A 17,703-nucleotide genomic window follows, 5' to 3' on the forward strand; every position below is an offset into this window, starting at 1 on the left:
GTTGTTTGTGAGCCGACTCACACCGAGTGGCTACCAGTTTCACTAAGCTGCTGGTCAGCAAATGCACGATCAACTTCCTCGGCCATCAGGTCGAACAACTCATCCTGCAATGCATGAAAGGCCGGGTCGCGCGAATTACGCGGTCGTTCGAGGTCAACGGGTATGATCTTCTTGACACGGCCGGGGCGCGAAGTGAAAACAATGATGCGGTCGGCTAACGAAATTGCTTCATCGATCGAATGCGTGACGAGGACGATGGAGGCGCCGCTATCGCGCCAGATCTGCAACAGAAAGTCCTGCATTTTAGCGCGTGTCTGAACGTCGAGCGCAGCAAACGGCTCGTCCATCATCAACACCGTCGGCCGCATGGCAAGTGCACGCGCAACCGCAACCCGTTGGCGCATGCCACCGGACAGTTCATCGGGACGTTTGTCAAGCATGTCACCGAGCCCAACTTTTTTCATGATTTTACTGGCCGCATTGCGCCGATATTCCGGCCCCCTACCCTGCAAGCCAAGCCCGAAGGTGACGTTGTCGGACAAGGTCAGCCATGGGAAAAGCGACGCTTCCTGGAAAATCATACCGCGCTCTGAACTCGGTCCCGTCACCAGCAGCTTGTCGCACTCTATTGTGCCGGACGTCACCGGCAACAGCCCCGCAATCATGTAAAGCAACGTGCTTTTACCACAGCCGGACGGACCCAAGAGAACTACAAACTCGCCGCGGGGGACTTCAAACGAAAGCTCGTCTATCGCCAGCAATGGCGACGACCCTTCGGGATTCCATACTTTCGAAACTTGTTTACAAGAAATAGCTGGCACAGCCATAGATACATTCCTGTTTTAATTCAGAATTATTCATGCGCTATAAACCCGACTACTCGATCGGAAAAAAAGCGCAGGCTGAGGCTGCAGCCCGCGCTTTACTACTGACTGACTAGATCGCCAGCGGCGATCAGGCAATACCAGCTGATTTCAATTTCAAGCTGTCATAAAGCGCTGTATTTTCCGCAATGACCTCCTCCAGCAGTGTCCAGTCAATGGCATTAGCATCCGGCAGTTTTTTGATATAGCCAAGCTCCTTCAGAGACTGACCTCGCTCCAGAATAAACGTGGTTTGGTCGCGCTGATCAATCTTGACCGGTTGCTTGTTACTGGCATCGCGCGCAGCTTCCATCGACGTTTTGTAGTACTTACCGACAGTGTCTTTTAATGCTGCTTCAGGATCGGTCTCGGCCTGGCTTTGTGCGACTAACATTGCCTTGATGATAGTTTTGATAGCCGCTGGATTTTTTTCCAACAAAGATGTCCGCACAGCTAGAACGCAATCCGCATAACCCTTCCCATATAAATCAGTGCCGTCAGAAAGGATTGACGCACCCTCACGCGAAGTAAGCGACTGCGATGCGTATGGCTCGATATGGCACATCGAATCGATAGCACCGTTAATAAATGCCTGCGCCATTTCAGGCGACGTATTGAAGTAGCGAACATCTAAGTCTTGAAAGGTCATGCCAGCTTGCTTCAGATAATCGTAAGGCAGCACTTCCAGCGTATCTGCCTGAAACGTTCCCAGTGTCTTTCCACGCAGGTCAGCAGCAGACTTGATACCTTCTTTCACGACGATCATGCATCCTTCGACACCGCCACCTGCAACAATCTTCACCGGTGCGCCAGCGTCGTACAAGGTTATGAATTGGGAATAGGGAATCATTGATATGTCGACCAGGCCGGCGCCAAACAGCGTAACGATATCGGCATTTGAAGGCGTCACGACAAATTTAAGATCCACGCCATCTTCTTTGGTCAGGCCACGTTCTTTGACAAGGAACAAACCCAGATTGCAGAAGCCAGTGCCGTGCGTTGCTTTGATCACTGTACTGCTAGCAGCCCAGGATGCAGTTGGATTCAGCGCAGCTGCAAAGCTCATTGGCAACAATGCCGCAACACTTGCCGCAGAAGCGCCTTTCAAAAATGTGCGACGTGACTTTGACTTCAACTTCGACTTCAACTCTTCGACGTTCTGCATATAGTTTCCATGCCGATCACACATATCAAATTCCCCTCATTTGAAATAGGTATTAAGAATTCTCTTCGCTTCGACAGAAGCGATCAGCATCCTTCACAAGCCCAAATTTTCACTTCAATTATTGGCATAGTCTTGAGCTTGCATCATTTTTTTGAACGCAATCGCCGTGCCATGACCTTAAATTTTTTGTGAATTAAAAAGAGTAAATGCACGCAAACATAGAGCCAATCTACCTGCAGAGGAATTTATTATTTTTATTTTGTCTACAATAAATGAAGATAGTGTGGACAATAAATTATATTATTGTGCACTGTATATGTGCAAAAATGCAGACTCAGAGCGCGTTTGGTGCATTTTTGTACGAAAAGTGCGTTTCCACACAGGAAGTCAAAGTAGAAATTGCGAACAGAATTTGCCGTGATTAAAGAGTTATCTATCGAATTGTGTACAAAATATAGAAGTGGCTGGGTCCTTGCATGTTAAACCCAAGAAAGAGTGATTAACGATAGGACGCATGCGATTTATTCTCAGCTGCACCTTTCCTATTGAATGAATCAATTGGCCAGTTGCGATTGCTGGTAGTTGTTACCCAGTATGCTAAATAGGAAACCAATGCGCATTCTTCTACTCAATGGCAACACTAGCGAAAGCATCACGCAGGCTTTGGTCGCGGAAGCGCAGCGCAGCGCAGCGCCAGATACTGTAATCGTGGCGACGCGCTGCGCACGTGGTGCCGAAGTTGTCGCCAGCCGTTCGGCAGAAGTCGTTGCGGCCAACGCAATGATTGAGGCGATCGCAGCTTTCAAAGAGCCTTATGACGCCGTGCTGGTGGCGATCTCTTTTGACACGGCCGTGTCAGCACTACGCGAGCTACTCTCGGTGCCAGTCATTGGCATGACGGAAGCTGCATGCCATGTCGCGACGATGGTTGGGTCACGTTTCGGTGTCGTTTTACCCGGTGAGCGAAACGCTGCAATCTACCGCGAACGCATTGTCGCCTGCGGTTTCGAACCACGCCTCGCAGGTATGCGCGTTATCGGTTCATCAGCTGCAGCACTCTATGCAGATCCCGATAGCGCAGTTGTCTCGATCCGTATTGCCGCGAAGGCACTAATTGATGAAGAACGCTGCGACGCGGTGGTGCTTGCGGGTGCCGCACTGGTCGGCTTGCAGCGCAGGATTCAACCTGAAATTTCTGTGCCTTTGATCGACGGCATTGCCTGTGGAATTGGCATGCTGGAATCGTTGGTTCGATTGAATTTCCCCAAACCGAAATCCGGTAGCTACGCGGTTCCAGCGTCTGCACAATTACAAAACATTGATCCAGCGCTGGCCGCACTGTTCGCATATCCGGCTGCGCTGCAGCCCTAAACGCACAAGCGCAAAGAAAAACAATTATGACTACGATCTTTAGTGATATTGAAGGCAATTCGAGCAGCGCTCCGGCAATCGATTACACCGCGCTGGGTAGCGATATTATGGAGCGCGTCGAGACATTGGCATTACATACCGAGCAAACAGGCATAATGACGCGCACCTATTTAACAGCAGCGCATCGCGGTGCCGCTAGTCAGATCGCGGTATGGATGCGCGAGGCCGGTATGACTGTACGATGCGACGCATCTGGCAATGTCATTGGGCGCTATGAAGGAACTGACCCCAGCAGCGCCATAGTAATGACAGGCTCACATTTCGATACAGTTCGCAATGGCGGTAAGTACGATGGGCCACTCGGCATCCTGCTGCCAATCGGTTGTATTGCCGGCTGGAGCCGACAAGGGAGGCGTTTCCCATTTCCAATTGAAGTGGTGGCATTCTGCGAAGAGGAAGGTGTGCGTTTCAAGGCGCCACTGCTCGGCAGCCGCGCCATCGCTGGTACCTTTGACAATCGCGTCCTGGATAACGTCGATGAAGACGGTGTCACTATGCGCGAGGCGATGCTGGCTGAAGGCCTTGATCCGGCGCAACTGCCGTGCGCCGCAATGTCGAAGGGCAGTATCGCTGCTTACCTCGAGGTTCACATTGAGCAGGGCCCGGTGTTGCTGGAAGAGAATCGTGCACTTGGCGTCGTCACCGCAATCTCCGGTTCGAGTCGTTTCATGCTGGAGCTGGAAGGCGTAGCTGGCCATGCCGGGACCGTGCCCATGACATTGCGCCATGACGCGGCGATGGCAGGCGCCGAGGTCGCGCTCTACATCGAACAGCGTTGTAATGCTTCACCGGGCTTGGTCGGTACCGTGGGGCAGTTTAATGTTCCTGACGGCGCTGGCAACGTCATCCCCGGTCGAGCAGTGATGTCGATCGATATTCGCGCCGGCGCGGATGCATTGCGAAGCGATGCTGTTGACGACATCCAGGCGAAGATCACACATATCTGCACACGTCGTGGCATCCATGCAAACATCAATAAAACCTACGAAGCAGTCAGCGTCGGTTGTGCTGACTGGCTGCAACAACGCTTGACCGATTCGATGCAGCGTAATGGCTGTGCGCCACGCAGCCTACCATCGGGCGCAGGCCATGATGGCATGATTATCGCCACCATCGCACCGATTGCAATGCTCTTCGTGCGTTGCGGCAACGGCGGTATCAGCCACAACCCCGGCGAGACCATGTCAGCTGAAGATGCCGCATTGGCATCGCGAGTTTTTGTGGATTTTGTGGAGAATTTTTCAGTACCGACTACCCAATGACGACGCAGCGCCAAAGTACGTTCAGGCGAAAATCACCGACAAGTCAACTTCCGCTTCGACATCGATTTCCAGCCGCAGGGTGTTTTCCACCTCGCGCAGGTGTTTGGTCAAGCGTTGCGTTGCCAGGTTCACGTCCTTGGCTTCGATTGCTTCGATGATTTCACCATGATGATGGCCGGGGCAGGCAGGGGTATTTGCGCTGTCGTACAGTGTAATGACAAGACACGTTTGTGCTGTCAGTTCACGCACCATCCGCACAAGGATGGCGTTGTCGGCCAATTCAGCCAGCAGAATGTGGAACTCACCCGACAGACGGATGATCGCAATGCGGTCGCTGTCTCGCCGCGCCCTAACTTCCTTCTGCACGTGCTGCTTGAGCTTCTTGATGTCCGTAAGCTCGGCGCTCTCGCACAGCAACTTGATAATAGCCGGCTCGATCAGCTGGCGAGTAAAGAACAGCTCACGTGCCTCTTTTACAGACGGGCTGGCTATAAACGCGCCTCGGTTCGGTATGAGCTCAACCAATTTTTCATAAGCCAACCGCGCGAGCACTGGTCGAATTTTCGAACGGCTCATGCCAGACAAAACAACCAAGCGCTCTTCGACAAGTTTGGTTCCGGGCGCGATACGGTGTTCTAGAACTGCCTGCTGAATTTTTCGGTAGAGCTGATCGCTAGTCAATACGAGCTTCGTTCGGACAGCTGGAGTGGTAGGTGCAACATCATCGATGCCCAATGCGGCTAGATTTCGAAAAACTATCTTTTTCAATGGCTTGGTCAATTTTTTTTCTCATTTTCATTAGTTGAAATCACAAGTAGCACGCAATTTGGCCGCTAATTTTATACAAAATTCGAGAAAATTGCGCACATTTCATGCGTGTATATAGAGATCATTTAGATGGGCCAGCAAGGAAACCTTACAGCAGGACAGCCGCCAGGCACGACGCAGCCCCCAGCCCTGCATCTGTTGCGCGCGCGCGACATTGCAAGGCTCATTAGCTCCGGTATGTTGAGCGCCGTCGATCTAATCGATTATCTGATAAAACGAATTAACACCATCGATCCATATCTGGGGGCGATGGTCGACGTCGACCTTGACGGAGCGCTTGCACAGGCTGCACAGGCCGATCAGTTAGCAGCGGCCGGCAGTCGTTTGCCGTTGCTCGGGGTGCCATTTACCGTCAAGGACAACCTGTGGGTAGAGCAACGGCCGGCGACCTGCGGTTCAAAACTCTTTGCCGATTTCATCGCACCACAGGATTCGTGGAGCGTCACACGTTTGAAGGCAGCCGGAGCTATCTGCATTGGCACTACAAATTGTTCGGAATTCGGCTGCAAAGGAGTGACATCCAATCTCGTGCATGGGGTAACGCGCAATCCGTGGTGCCTCGACCTGACTCCGGGCGGATCGTCCGGCGGTGCGGTAGCATCGGTCGCGGCCGGCTTCAGTCCGATTGCGCTAAGCACAGACGCCGGCGGTTCAACCCGGCGACCGGCGGCGCATACCGGCTTGATAGGATTCAAATGTACCTCCGGCCTGATCCCCAATCCTTGGGGCTTCGACGAGCCTTGCCGTGATATGGGATCGATCGGCGTTCTTGCCCGAGACGTCATCGACTGCGCGGCGATGATGGACGTCCTAGCCGGCTACGATCCACGCGATCCACTATCGCACCCGCTACCGACAGAGATGACCTTGCCATCGGCATTTACCCGTGCCGTCATCAATACACCAGACAAATCGCTACGCATTGCATGGTCGCTCGACCTTGGTTGCGGTTTTGCCGTTGATAACGATGTGGCCTCGGAAATGCTATTGGCAGTTGCCCAACTGCGTAGCGCCGGCTGGAAGATTGACGATGCCAGTCCGCATTGGAGCAACGACGTCATCAGCTATCCTTATGCGGTACGCCAACAGGCCGAATTGGCGACGCTTTTCGGAACAAAGTGGCATGACGATCCTGCACAGTTTGATCCAGTTATTGCCGCCCAGATTCAGAACGGCTTGGCAATCACGGCGACCGAACTAGCCGACGTCACGTTCCGCCGCCATCGCGCCCGTGCGCAACTTACTGCCTTCTTTGAGTGCTATGACTTGCTGCTGTGCCCTACCGTGCCCGTCGAGCCATGGCCGTGCGACTCCCTGGCGCCCGGCACCATCAATGGCCAAAGCGCCGACCCGCGGGCCCATGCGGTTTTTACACCACTATTTAACTTGTGCGATGTGCCGGCGCTGTCGGTTCCTTGTGGGTTCGGTGCCCACGGTCTTCCGGTGGCGTTGCAGGTCGTCGGTCCGCGTTATACCGACCTACACGTCCTGCAGTTTGGCGCCGAGATCGAACATCTGCTGAGCCGCGACTTTAACGCCCCGATGATGCGTACCAACATCTTCGAGCAGGTTTGACGCGCTTATTTCATCCTTTATTAACCGGAGAGCTCTGATGAAAAAACTCGTACGCCTCGGTATGCTTACCCCCTCTTCCAACACGATATTGGAGCCGGTCACGTCGGCCATGCTCCAAGATCTGCCAGAATCCAGCGCACACTTTGCTCGATTTCCCGTCACTGAAATCGCGCTCTCAGATTCGGCGTTTGCACAGTTTGACGAGTTGGCAATGTTGAAAGCTGCAGCGTTACTGGCCGATTGTCGGCCGAACACCATCGGCTGGAATGGCACGTCCGCCGGCTGGCTTGGATTCGATACCGACGAACGGCTGTGTGCAGCAATAGAAGCGCGCACGGGCGTCAAGGCTTGCACGTCAGTGTTGGCATTGAACGAGATCTTTATGCACAAAGGCATCGTGCGCTTTGGCCTCGTCACACCATACTGCGATAACGTTCAGACCCAAATCGCAGACAACTACCGTCATGCCGGTTTCGACTGCGTGGCCGAACGCCATCTCGACCAGCAAGAAAATTTCTCTTTCTCACAAATCAGTGCCGACGACATTCGCCGGATGGTGCGCGAAGTCGCCACTGCCAAGCCCCAGGCCATCACGATTTTCTGTACCAACCTGCGCGGGGCGCCGCTGGCGGCCGAGCTGGAAGCAGAACTGGGCATTCCGATTTACGACACCGTTTCCACCGTTGTTTGGAAATCACTCCGGCTCGCCGGTGTGGACACGTCACGCCTGACCGGCTGGGGCTCACTTTTTCAGGAGAATTTTTAATGGAACAAACTACATTTGATCTGGTAATCCGCAACGCACATATTGCAACCGCAACAGATATCTTCGACGCGGACATCGGTATTCGTGATGGCCGTATTGTGGTGCTGGCGCAGAGCTTGCCTCCCGGAAAAGAAGAGATCGACGCCGCCGGCCGCTGGGTGTTGCCGGGCGGCGTCGATGCGCATTGCCATCTCGCGCAACCGACAGATGACGGCTCGGTCTTCGCCGATGATTTCTTCACGGGCACGCGGTCGGCAGCCTGTGGCGGCACTACGACGGTGATGCCGTTCGCGCTGCAGAAAAAAGGCGCGACTTTGGAGCAATCAGTAGCCGATTATCATGCGGTATCCGACGGCGAAGCCTGCGTCGACTATGCGTTTCATCTGATTGTGGCCGACCCGACGACCGACGCAATCGAGCGTGAACTGCCGCTATTGATCGAGCGCGGGTATACGTCGCTGAAGCTGTACATGACGTACGATGCCTTGAAGCTCAACGATCGCCAGATTCTCGACGTGCTATCAGTAGCCCGGCGCGAGGGCGGCATGACGATGATCCATGCCGAGAACACCGATTGCATCGCCTGGCTGGCCGAACGCATGCTGGCAAAAGGCCTGACCACACCGCTATATCACGGTTTATCGCGTCCGATCGTGGTCGAACGTGAAGCCACGCATAGAGCCATCTCATTGGGCGAATTTCTTGACACGCCAGTGTTGATCGTACACGTATCAAGCGAGGAGGCAACCGCCCAGATTCGCGATGCGCAGAGTCGCGGTTTAAGTGTGTATGGGGAAACCTGCCCACAATACCTGTTCCTGACGGCGGCCGACCTGGACCAGCCCGGATTTGGTGGTGCAATGTGTATTTGCAGCCCGCCGCCGCGCGACGCCAAAAGCCAGCAGGCGATTTGGGATGGGCTGGCCAATGGCACGTTTCAAGTATTCTCGTCGGACCACGCGCCGTTCCGCTACAACGATCCACAGGGCAAAAAAGTCGGTGGCAAGCAGGGGGACTTTACGCGCGTGCCCAACGGCATTCCCGGAATCGAGACGCGACTGCCACTGCTCTTCTCGGAAGGCGTGATGACCGGTCGCATTGACATCAACAAGTTCGTCGCCGTTACCGCTACTGAACCGGCAAAGATCTACGGCCTTTATCCGCGTAAGGGCGCGATCTGCATTGGCGCAGACGCCGACATTGTGATCTGGGATACAGATCTCAATACGACAATTCGCAATGATCGCTTACACCATAACGTCGACTACACCCCGTATGAAGGTCGGTCAATTTGCGCATGGCCGGCGCTAACATTGTGCCGAGGCACGGTTGTTTATCGTGATGGTGAATTCACCGGTAGCAAAGGGTTCGGTGCATTCCAACGCTGCGACCGGCCAACACCCGCAAAGCCGAAACCCAATTTCGGCCGGCCAACTCCGTGGCTGGACGTCCTTTAATCTAACTTTTGACGAGGCCCAAGTGTAGGGTCGTCTTTACTTCAAGGGCGCGATTCACCCGTTTTGGGTGAGTTTTGCGCCGGTTGCTACAACAAATAAACCAAGGATTTTTCATTATGACTCATATCGCCATCACCGTCGGGCAGTTCCGCTTTGTTGCAGAGACTCATCCCGAAGCGCCCGAAACCGTAGCCGCGTTCCTAAAGCTGCTCCCCTACCGACAGAAACTGATCCATGTGCGCTGGAGTGGCGAAGCCTGCTGGATTCCAATGGGCGAATTCAAGCTTGGCATAGGATTCGAGAACCATACCTGCCATCCCTCGGTAGGCGATGTGTTGTTCTACCCTGGCGGATTTAGCGAGACAGAAATTATCATGGCGTACGGCAGCTGCAGCTTCGCCAGCAAAATGGGGCCGCTGGCTGGTAACCACTACCTGACAATTGTCGAAGGAAAAGAACACCTGCGCGCACTCGGCACCAAAGTCTTGTGGGAAGGTGCGCAGGATATCGTCTTTGAGCTTCTCGATTGATAGCAGAAAGAGCTTGATGTGAACCGACGTCAGTATACTCGACCTTAGGTTCCAGACGCCTATCACCTTCTAAGAAGCGTGCGGCAAAGCCGCCTTGCCTCACCAGTAGAAGGTTGTTAGATCCTCAAAGATCCAAGATACCAGCGCTTATAAGTAAAACGGCTACTTTTACCAATACAACCACTCCACCCCCTGATGTACCAGGGACCTTTTGGCGACTCGGTATTGGTTGACATAGCCGTCATTTTCCAACGGTACAGCCAAGACGGGGATCTGGTCGCCCGATTTGGAGGTGAAGAGTTTGCGATTCTTTTGCCTGGCGCTTAAGGCGTTGAAAGGCATGCCGCTGATGCCGGCAATGGGTTGGACGTGCGTATTACCGTAAACACAGACGTTGCGAAAGTGAATACCACCATGGAATCGTTGGAGAATGCCGTCAATCGAGCGGATAAGGCGTTGTACGAAGCCAAGGCCTTAGGGCGAAATCGTGTGTGCTGTTCTGAGGCGATTGCCGGCGGGGCGAGTTTTTAAGATAAGGGACAGGTTTAAAACCCGTCCTTGTCCTTAGTCACGTGGCAACTTTTGGCGCCTTCCACTAAGCCTTCTTCCTTTTTTACTTCGCAAACTATACATTACTCGCAAACTGGGGACAGATTTGAAATCTGTCCCCTATCCCTTGACAGCTGAGCCTCACCATGACGAACGTTCATAAACCTGACTTGATTCTGGTTGGTGTTACGCTGCTTGCTGCCACCAGCTGGATATTTTCTAAAGAAGCTATATTGCTGATGCCGCCGTTGTTGTTTATGGCGCTGAGATTTTTGATTGCAGGTGGTTTCTTGGCGGCTTTTGCTTACCGGCCACTGGCGCGTTTGAGTGGGGATCAAGTCAAACGCGGCGTGGGTGTTGGCCTGGTGTTCGGCGTTGCCATGAGTTGCTGGGTGATGGGCCTGTTTCATGCCACAAGCATGGGTGAAGGGGCATTTATAACGAGCCTGGGCGTGGTAATCGTTCCCATTATTGCTCGCCTCCTTTTTAAAGAGGCACAACCTGCCAGCACTTGGTTTGCCATTCCCGTCGCGGTAGCCGGGCTGGCGTTTCTGTCGCTTGGTAACGGTTTTCAGCCAGAGCCTGCGCAGATTTTTTTCGCAATGGCCGCCTCTATTTTTGCGCTGTATTTTACATTGAACACCCGCGCTGCAAATCAACGTACTGCCGTTAACCGGCATGGCAACACCATCGCAAAACAGCGTATTCCAGCACTGCCGCTGACGGCTATTGCGCTGCTTACCGTCGGCTTGGTGACGTTGGTGGAGTCGCTGGTTACAGAACCCTGGCAGCCAACGTTCAGTGACCCGCCACCGCTTCTGATCTGGTGGATTCTTGCCAGCGCAATTGTGGGCACCGCAGGGCGCTTTCTTGCCCAAACGTATGCGCAGAGCTTGTCTACGCATAGTCACGGCGCCGTTATTCTGATGATTGAACCGGTTTGGGTGTCTTTGTTCGCAGCAGGATGGTTTGGTGAAATCATGACGCCAGTTCAGCTGGCCGGCTGCGGTTTGATTTTTGCGGCATTGATCGTCAACCGCTGGGGCGTGCTCAGCTCAGCTATTCGAGCTTCGCTGAGAAAAAGACGGAATTAGGGCGACGGAAAGCGGGGACAGATTTTAAATCCGTCCCCTGTCTTGGGCTAGCCAAGCGGCACCGCGGACGCCACTGGAGTCGCCGTGTATCGCTTGACGTATGGGTGTTTCGCACTCACTCCCCAAAACATACGCCGGCAAACGCGTTGCCAACTCGTCGTAAAGGCTCGGTACGTTTGACATGCCGCCGCCCAGTACGATGACGTTTGGATCCAGCAAGTTGATGACTGCCGCCAGGCCGCGGGCCAGGTGATCTGCGTAATCGTCGAGTGAGCGGGCAGCGCGGGGATCGTTTTGAAAACGCTCAACGATGTTTCGGGCATCCAACGGCTGCTCCCACAGCAAGCGATGGGTTAGGGCCAGCCCGGTACCAGACAAGAAGGTTTCGTTGCAGCCAAAGCGGCCACAGAAACACGGGCGCTGGTTTAGTTCTGTTTGTGGTGTCCATGGCAGGGGGTTGTGGCCCCATTCGCCTGCAAGACCGTTAGGGCCGGTGAGCAGCTGGCCGTTAACGGTGATGCCAGCGCCGCAGCCGGTACCCAAAATGACCGCGAACACAACTTTGTAGCCTTGCCCCGCGCCGTCGCTGGCTTCCGACAGGGCCAGGCAGTTGGCGTCATTGGTCAAGCCAACCGGGCGTTGCAGCAGGTGGCTTAAATCAGCGGCCATGGGTTGGCCGTTAAGCCACGTCGAGTTGGCGTTTTTGACCAGGCCTGTCAAGCCCGAGACGGAGCCGGGAATGCCCACACCTACGGGCAATGAAGCTCCGCCGACCCGCAATTCAGCAGCTTCGACCAGTTCTTTAATGGAATTCAGGGTGGCTTCGTAGTCTCCCTGAGGGCTTGCGATGCGAGCGCGGAAGTGGATTTTGTTGGCGTCGTCTAACAAGATGACTTCGGTTTTTGTTCCACCAAGATCGATGCCTACCCGCCAGCGGCTGTTCATGGGCTTATCACTCTGCTTTGTCATTTCCGGAATGGTCACAGGATTCTGCGCGAAGTGCAAAAAATCTGATACCCTGTCGATCCTTAGTTGCGAATCGATCGTAAGTAAGTGCGAAAACGTATTTTAATACTGACCGCCAAGGCTTATTTCATGAGAATTGTTATTCGTTATTTTTTCCGCACTTTGCGGCTTATTCTGACCCCGTTTGTACTGCTCAACGAGCAAATCGGAGGTGGAAAACCCGTGCAGCGTAACGCCCAAGAGCAACAGAAAGTAGACGAAGCGTGCCAGGACCTGGCGCTGTATCAGTTCAAAACCTGCCCGTTTTGCGTCAAAGTTCGTAAAGAAATCAAACGCATGAGTTTGAATATTGAACTGCGTGACACCCAGCATAACACTGAGCACCGCGCTGAGATTTTAGCCGGCGGCGGTGCCGTGAAAGTACCCTGCTTGCGGATTGCCAAAGCGGACGGCAGCCACCAGTGGCTGTACGAATCCAACGACATCAACGCTTGGCTGAAGCAGCGCTTCGAACCGGCCTGATTCGTTAAACCGCCCTTCTCGCACGTCCGTCGTGCCACGGCGGTGGTTCAAAAGCCACCGCCGACTGCTTTGTACAAATCCACGCTTGCCAGCAGATGATTCAGCCGCGCTTCGCTGCGCCGTACTCTGGCATCGAACAACGTGCGCTGGCTGTCTAGCAGGGTGATCAGGTCTTCTGCGCCCTGGCGATAGCGAACTTCACTCAAGCGCAGAGTTTCTTCTGCCTGCTGTTCAATTTCCGCCAGTCGCTGTTCCTGTTCCCGGAACAGATTGATGCGCGCCATGGCGTCTCCCGCTTCTGAAAACGCGCTCAATAGGGATGAGCGATAGCTTTGTACCAGGGCAACCTGGCGCGATTCGCTGAGCGCCACATTGTTGCTTCGAGTACCACCGTCGAACAGGGTTTGGCTAAGGGCGAGCAAACCACTGGCCGTAGTCAGCGGACTGGATAGGCTGAGCAATCCATCGGAAGAGAGTCCCAGGGCCGCGCTTAATGACACCGCCGGTAAGAGCGCAGCTCGGGCCTGGGCGATGTCGGCGTCGCCCGCCTGCAAGCGGGCTTCGACGGCGGCAAGGTCTGGCCTTCGGGTGATCAGCTCTGCCGGCGAGCCTGCATTGATGTCCGGAATACGGATTTTTTGTAGCTCGCCCTTTAATTCACTCCTTAATTCACCGCCGGATTGGCCTAAGAGTTCACCTTCGTGTACCTCTCCAGGTGCATCTTGGGATGCATTGGTGCTTTTCATCCATGGCGGCTCGCCACTAAGCACCTGCAGTGCCGCTTCGCTCTGGCGCAGGCCATACGCTAGCGTGGGCAAGGCGTTACGCAACACCAGCACGGTGGTGCGTTGGCGAGCTAGTTCGGAGCGGTCGGCAACGCCGTTGCGGTAGCGCGCATCCACAATGCGCAAGGTTTGCTCTGCCAGTTCCAGGTTTTGCCGGGCGATGTTCAGGCGCTGGCGTAACTCCAACAATTGAAACCAGTTACTGGCCACTGCGCCGGAAAGACTGAGCTGCGCGGCGGCGAAATCAAACGTGCTGGCATCGCGGCGGAAGCTAGCGGCGTCTTCTGCTGCGCCCAGCCTGCCCCAAAGATCCACCTCGTAACTGATCGATGTGGATACTGACGTGGAGCCACTGCTCAGCCAGTCACCGCCGCTTGGGCGCCTCGTCTGTTCGCCGGTACTGCCGCCTAAACCAATGCCCGGTAGCAGGCTGGCGCCGGCGTTCTGCAGCTGTAAATCGGCCTGCACCAGATTCTCGGCCAGAATGGCCAGGTCTGGATTGGCCGCCCGCGCTTTTTCGATCAACGCTAGCAGGTTGGGATCGCCATATGCCTGCCACCATTGTTCGTCAGTGACAGCGGGCCCGGTTAAAGCTGTTGAGTTCAGCTCTGGTGCCCAAGCCAACACATGCAGAGATGCGCCGTTCATCGGCACGGCCGCCGGTGTGGCCACCTGAGTAGCACAACCTGCCAGGGCAAGGCCGGCCGTTAACGTGCACACACACAATGCCAGCCGCCGTTTAGGCTTTGCTGCCAGGCACAGTGTCTGTTGTGAGCGATGGATCATAAGATTACTCCGCGGCCAAGGCCTGAACAGGGTCCAGATGAGCCGCTTTACGCGCGGGCAAATAGCCAAACAGAAGCCCGGTACCGAAGGCGCAGCTGAACGCCAGCACCATGGGAAATACGGTGACCACAACGGGTGTGTCAAACCAGCCTACGATTTGGGTTGCCGCTATGCCAAGGATGACGCCGATAACGCCACCAATGGCCGACACCAGCCAGGCCTCGGTTAAGAACTGCTGAAGAATATTGCGGGTGCGAGCACCCGTAGCCATGCGGATACCAATTTCCCGGGTGCGCTCGGTCACGCTCACCAGCATGATATTCATGACGCCAATGCCACCCACCAGCAGCGAAATCGCGGCGATAGAGCCTAACAGCCATGTCAGGGTGTCTTGGGTGTCTGACACGGTATCGATCAGTGACGCCATATTGCGAATCTGAAAATCTTCGCTGCCATGGCGCGTGAGCAACGTGCTGTGAACTTGGTCTTGCACCGCGTTCATGTCGGCGGAGTCTGCCACTGCAACGGTGATGTTGCGCAGATGTTTCTGGCCAAATATGCGCAGGTTGGCGGTGGTGTAAGGCACCAGCACAACGTCGTCTTGGTCTTGCCCCCAAGGGGATGCCCCGCGTTCATCCATTACGCCAATGACCTGAAACAAAACGTTATTAACCATCAGGTAGTGGCCCAACGGGCTTTGTTCGGGGAATAGAGATTCGGCCACGGTTTTGCCCAACACCGCCACCGCGGCGTAGCGGTTTTCGTCGACTTCGTTAAAAAAGGTACCGGCGACGACGGGCCATTGCCGTGCGGCGGGAAATTCGTAGGCTGTGCCATTAACTTCGGTCTGGTGATCGCGATTGCCAAAACGCAGGGTTTGGCCACCGGTGACTTCCGGAACCGCCGCTCGAATGCCGGGTATGTCTCGGATGGCGTGGTAATCAGACGGCACCAGGGTAGTGACGCTCCAACGTCCACCCCTCTGGTCTGGGCCACCAGGGCGCACCAGCAGTAGGTCGCTGCCCATGGCGCTGATTCTGTCAACAATGTCTTGGCGTGCGCCTTCACCGATCGCCAGCATGGTGATAACCGACGCTACACCAATCACAATGCCCAGCAAGGTCAACGCCGTGCGGAACAGGTTTGTACTGAGGGAATGCACCGCGCTTTTTAGCGCCTCAAACCAACCGGAAGCGCCGCTGACGTCGGTTGTTTTGTGCGCAGCCAGGGGGGTTTCTGACGCAACAGCGTTGTTCTGAACGGCGCCGGTATCGTGGGTAATCAGCCCGTCAGCAATGGTGATCAGGCGATCTGCCGCCTGGGCGACTTTGGCGTCGTGGGTAATTAGAATAACGGTGTGACCGCGGTCTGACAGGCTTTGCAGCAGCCGCATAACGTCTTTGCTGCTGACGCTGTCAAGAGCGCCGGTTGGTTCGTCCGCCAGTATAATCTGACCGCCATTCATCAACGCGCGGGCAATGGATACCCTCTGCTGTTGCCCGCCCGACAGTTGGGCTGGGGTGTTGAGCAATTTATCGCTTAACCCGAGTTCCCCAAGCAGTACGGTAGACCGCTCCCGGCGCTGCTTTTTACCAAGGCCGGCGTAGATGGCCGGTATTTCGACGTTGTCTAACGCGCTTATGCCGGGCAGCAGATTGTAGCTTTGGAATATAAACCCGAAGGATTCGCGGCGGGCACGAGCCAGGTCGTCGCGTTTGAACCCTGACACGTCTTTGCCCTGAAACAGATAGTGCCCGGAGCTTGCCACATCCAGACAGCCAAGAATGTTCATCAAGGTGGACTTGCCAGACCCGGATGCCCCCATAATGGCAACAAATTCCCCTGCTTGAATGCTCAAATCTATGCACTTGAGCACAGGCACTTGCAAGTCGCCCGCGCCGAAGGTCCGGGTAATCTGGCGCAATTCAATCAGTGGCGCTGTCACCGTGAGCTCCCGCCCATGCCCGAAGACGCTGCTTGCCTTGAGGGTGCTCCGCCTGTGACCACCAGATCGCCATCGGCCAGACCGTCGCGAACCTCGGTATAAATACGGTTGCTGATACCTACTTCAATTTTGCGTTCTACCAGCTCGCCGGAACCCTGTTGCAGCCAAACCTGACCGCCCGCAACGGTCGCCGCGGGCACCCGCAATACGTCCCGCGCCTGTTCCACCACAAAAAATACCTGCGCCGTCATGCTTGGCAATAAACGCCCTGCTTCATTGGGCACGCTGAAAAATGCGTTGTATAACACAACGTTGTTGAGCACTTCGGGAGTGGGTTCGATGTAGTCAAGCTGGCCATAAATCTGCTTGCCAGGTTCGCCCAGAGTGGTGAAATACACCTTGTCGCCCGGTGCTAGCCTGCCCACGTCTGCTTCGGACACTTGGGCGCGGACTTTCATATTAGACAGATCGGCAATGCGCATCAGCACCGGTGCTTGCTGTGATGTGTTCAGGGTTTGGCCCTGGCGAGCTGTGATGGATACGACGGTGCCTTCCATGGTGGAATAAATGCGGGCGTAATCCAAATTGGCTTCTTCCGCGCGCAGGGTAGATGCCGTTTGTTCCAGTTGCGCTTGCAACATGGCTAGCTGAGCCTGAGCAGACGCCAGCGAAGCATCGGCAATTTGCAGATTTTCCCGGGTGGTGGCGTCTTCACGGAACAGATTGGTCTGGCGTTGGAACTGTATGTCGGCAAGAGTGAGCTGGGCTTTGCGATCGGCCAACTGGGCCTGTTGATTTTTTAGTTGGGCACGATTAGCGTCTACCCTGGCCAGATAGATGGTCGGGTCAATTTCTGCCAGTAGCTGATCTTTGCTGATTTGTTCGCCCACTCTGACGTGAATCACGTCTAGCAGCCCGGACACCTGCGCGCCCACATCCACAAAGTTGCTGGGTTCCAAAACGCCGGTGGCGCTCACCAAAACGTCTATGTCACCTCGACTGACGGCTGTGGTGGTCACGTCAGCTGTGTTATTACTTGCCGCGTAAAAGTGGCGATACGCCCAAAAGGCACCACCCGCAAGTACAGCAACAAAAATCAGAACGACAAGAACACGAGAAAAAGACAACCTCGATGAATCCACAACTTCAAACCTCAATAATCGTAAGCAAGCGGCATAG

At 54.9% G+C, this 17,703-nt stretch carries 16 protein-coding genes; 9 read left to right on the plus strand and 7 right to left on the minus strand.

Annotation, left to right across the window (positions count from 1 at the left end; all coding sequences use genetic code 11):
* Positions 1 to 17 precede the first annotated feature (17 nt).
* Both MRBBS_RS10915 and MRBBS_RS10920 read right to left on the minus strand, forming a co-directional pair.
* On the minus strand, positions 18 to 827 hold the full coding sequence (locus MRBBS_RS10915; RefSeq protein ID WP_014871571.1) for an ABC transporter ATP-binding protein: 810 nt from the start codon (positions 825 to 827) through the stop codon (positions 18 to 20).
* Positions 828 to 954: 127 nt separating this feature from the next.
* Positions 955 to 2,028, minus strand: coding sequence for an ABC transporter substrate-binding protein (locus MRBBS_RS10920; RefSeq protein ID WP_014871572.1), 1,074 nt, complete (start codon positions 2,026 to 2,028; stop codon positions 955 to 957).
* Between the two features lie 612 nt (positions 2,029 to 2,640).
* Here MRBBS_RS10920 and MRBBS_RS10925 point away from each other — a divergent pair.
* Positions 2,641 to 3,399, plus strand: coding sequence for an aspartate/glutamate racemase family protein (locus tag MRBBS_RS10925; RefSeq protein ID WP_014871574.1), 759 nt, complete (start codon positions 2,641 to 2,643; stop codon positions 3,397 to 3,399).
* Positions 3,400 to 3,425: 26 nt separating this feature from the next.
* Entirely contained in the window at positions 3,426 to 4,721 is a 1,296-nt protein-coding gene (locus MRBBS_RS10930) for an allantoate amidohydrolase (RefSeq protein WP_014871575.1), read from the plus strand.
* A 21-nt stretch (positions 4,722 to 4,742) separates the two neighbouring features.
* Here the strand turns inward: MRBBS_RS10930 and MRBBS_RS10935 are convergent, their stop codons facing one another.
* On the minus strand, positions 4,743 to 5,501 hold the full coding sequence (locus tag MRBBS_RS10935; RefSeq protein ID WP_201764318.1) for a GntR family transcriptional regulator: 759 nt from the start codon (positions 5,499 to 5,501) through the stop codon (positions 4,743 to 4,745).
* A gap of 225 nt (positions 5,502 to 5,726) precedes the next feature.
* On the opposite strand from MRBBS_RS10935, the gene MRBBS_RS10940 reads away from it, so the two are divergent.
* The 6 genes from MRBBS_RS10940 (at position 5,727) to MRBBS_RS10960 (ending at position 11,520) form a co-directional block, all read left to right on the plus strand.
* Positions 5,727 to 7,124 (plus strand): amidase, encoded by a 1,398-nt coding sequence (locus tag MRBBS_RS10940; RefSeq protein ID WP_014871577.1) that lies wholly within the window; start codon positions 5,727 to 5,729, stop codon positions 7,122 to 7,124.
* Between the two features lie 37 nt (positions 7,125 to 7,161).
* Positions 7,162 to 7,890: an aspartate/glutamate racemase family protein gene (locus MRBBS_RS10945; RefSeq protein WP_014871578.1), complete on the plus strand. Its 729-nt coding sequence runs from the start codon at positions 7,162 to 7,164 to the stop codon at positions 7,888 to 7,890.
* A complete protein-coding gene (hydA, locus tag MRBBS_RS10950; protein ID WP_041635256.1) occupies positions 7,890 to 9,347 on the plus strand; it encodes a dihydropyrimidinase in 1,458 nt (485 codons plus the stop codon). Before MRBBS_RS10945 ends, hydA begins: the two co-directional genes overlap by 1 nt.
* Positions 9,348 to 9,463: 116 nt before the next feature.
* A complete protein-coding gene (locus MRBBS_RS10955; RefSeq protein WP_014871579.1) occupies positions 9,464 to 9,877 on the plus strand; it encodes a DUF3830 family protein in 414 nt (137 codons plus the stop codon).
* Positions 9,878 to 10,072: 195 nt separating this feature from the next.
* Positions 10,073 to 10,204 (plus strand): diguanylate cyclase domain-containing protein, encoded by a 132-nt coding sequence (locus MRBBS_RS20040; protein WP_014871580.1) that lies wholly within the window; start codon positions 10,073 to 10,075, stop codon positions 10,202 to 10,204.
* 368 nt (positions 10,205 to 10,572) lie between these two features.
* Positions 10,573 to 11,520, plus strand: coding sequence for a DMT family transporter (locus tag MRBBS_RS10960; RefSeq protein ID WP_014871582.1), 948 nt, complete (start codon positions 10,573 to 10,575; stop codon positions 11,518 to 11,520).
* A 24-nt stretch (positions 11,521 to 11,544) separates the two neighbouring features.
* Here MRBBS_RS10960 and MRBBS_RS10965 read toward each other — a convergent pair whose 3' ends face one another.
* Entirely contained in the window at positions 11,545 to 12,465 is a 921-nt protein-coding gene (locus MRBBS_RS10965) for an ROK family protein (RefSeq protein ID WP_041635257.1), read from the minus strand.
* Between the two features lie 150 nt (positions 12,466 to 12,615).
* Here MRBBS_RS10965 and MRBBS_RS10970 point away from each other — a divergent pair, with 150 nt between their 5' ends.
* On the plus strand, positions 12,616 to 13,008 hold the full coding sequence (locus MRBBS_RS10970) for a glutaredoxin family protein (RefSeq protein WP_014871584.1): 393 nt from the start codon (positions 12,616 to 12,618) through the stop codon (positions 13,006 to 13,008).
* Positions 13,009 to 13,055: 47 nt separating this feature from the next.
* Here MRBBS_RS10970 and MRBBS_RS10975 read toward each other — a convergent pair whose 3' ends face one another.
* The 3 genes from MRBBS_RS10975 to MRBBS_RS10985 are packed head-to-tail and all read right to left on the minus strand — an operon-like array spanning position 13,056 to position 17,651.
* Positions 13,056 to 14,579, minus strand: coding sequence for a TolC family protein (locus MRBBS_RS10975; protein WP_014871585.1), 1,524 nt, complete (start codon positions 14,577 to 14,579; stop codon positions 13,056 to 13,058).
* A gap of 4 nt (positions 14,580 to 14,583) precedes the next feature.
* On the minus strand, positions 14,584 to 16,524 hold the full coding sequence (locus MRBBS_RS10980; RefSeq protein ID WP_014871586.1) for a MacB family efflux pump subunit: 1,941 nt from the start codon (positions 16,522 to 16,524) through the stop codon (positions 14,584 to 14,586).
* Positions 16,521 to 17,651: an efflux RND transporter periplasmic adaptor subunit gene (locus MRBBS_RS10985; RefSeq protein ID WP_014871587.1), complete on the minus strand. Its 1,131-nt coding sequence runs from the start codon at positions 17,649 to 17,651 to the stop codon at positions 16,521 to 16,523. The genes MRBBS_RS10980 and MRBBS_RS10985 overlap by 4 nt, the downstream gene beginning before the upstream one ends.
* Between the last annotated feature and the right edge of the window lie 52 nt (positions 17,652 to 17,703).

Source organism: Marinobacter sp. BSs20148, from assembly GCF_000283275.1.
In the GTDB taxonomy this organism is placed as follows: domain Bacteria; phylum Pseudomonadota; class Gammaproteobacteria; order Pseudomonadales; family Oleiphilaceae; genus Marinobacter; species Marinobacter psychrophilus.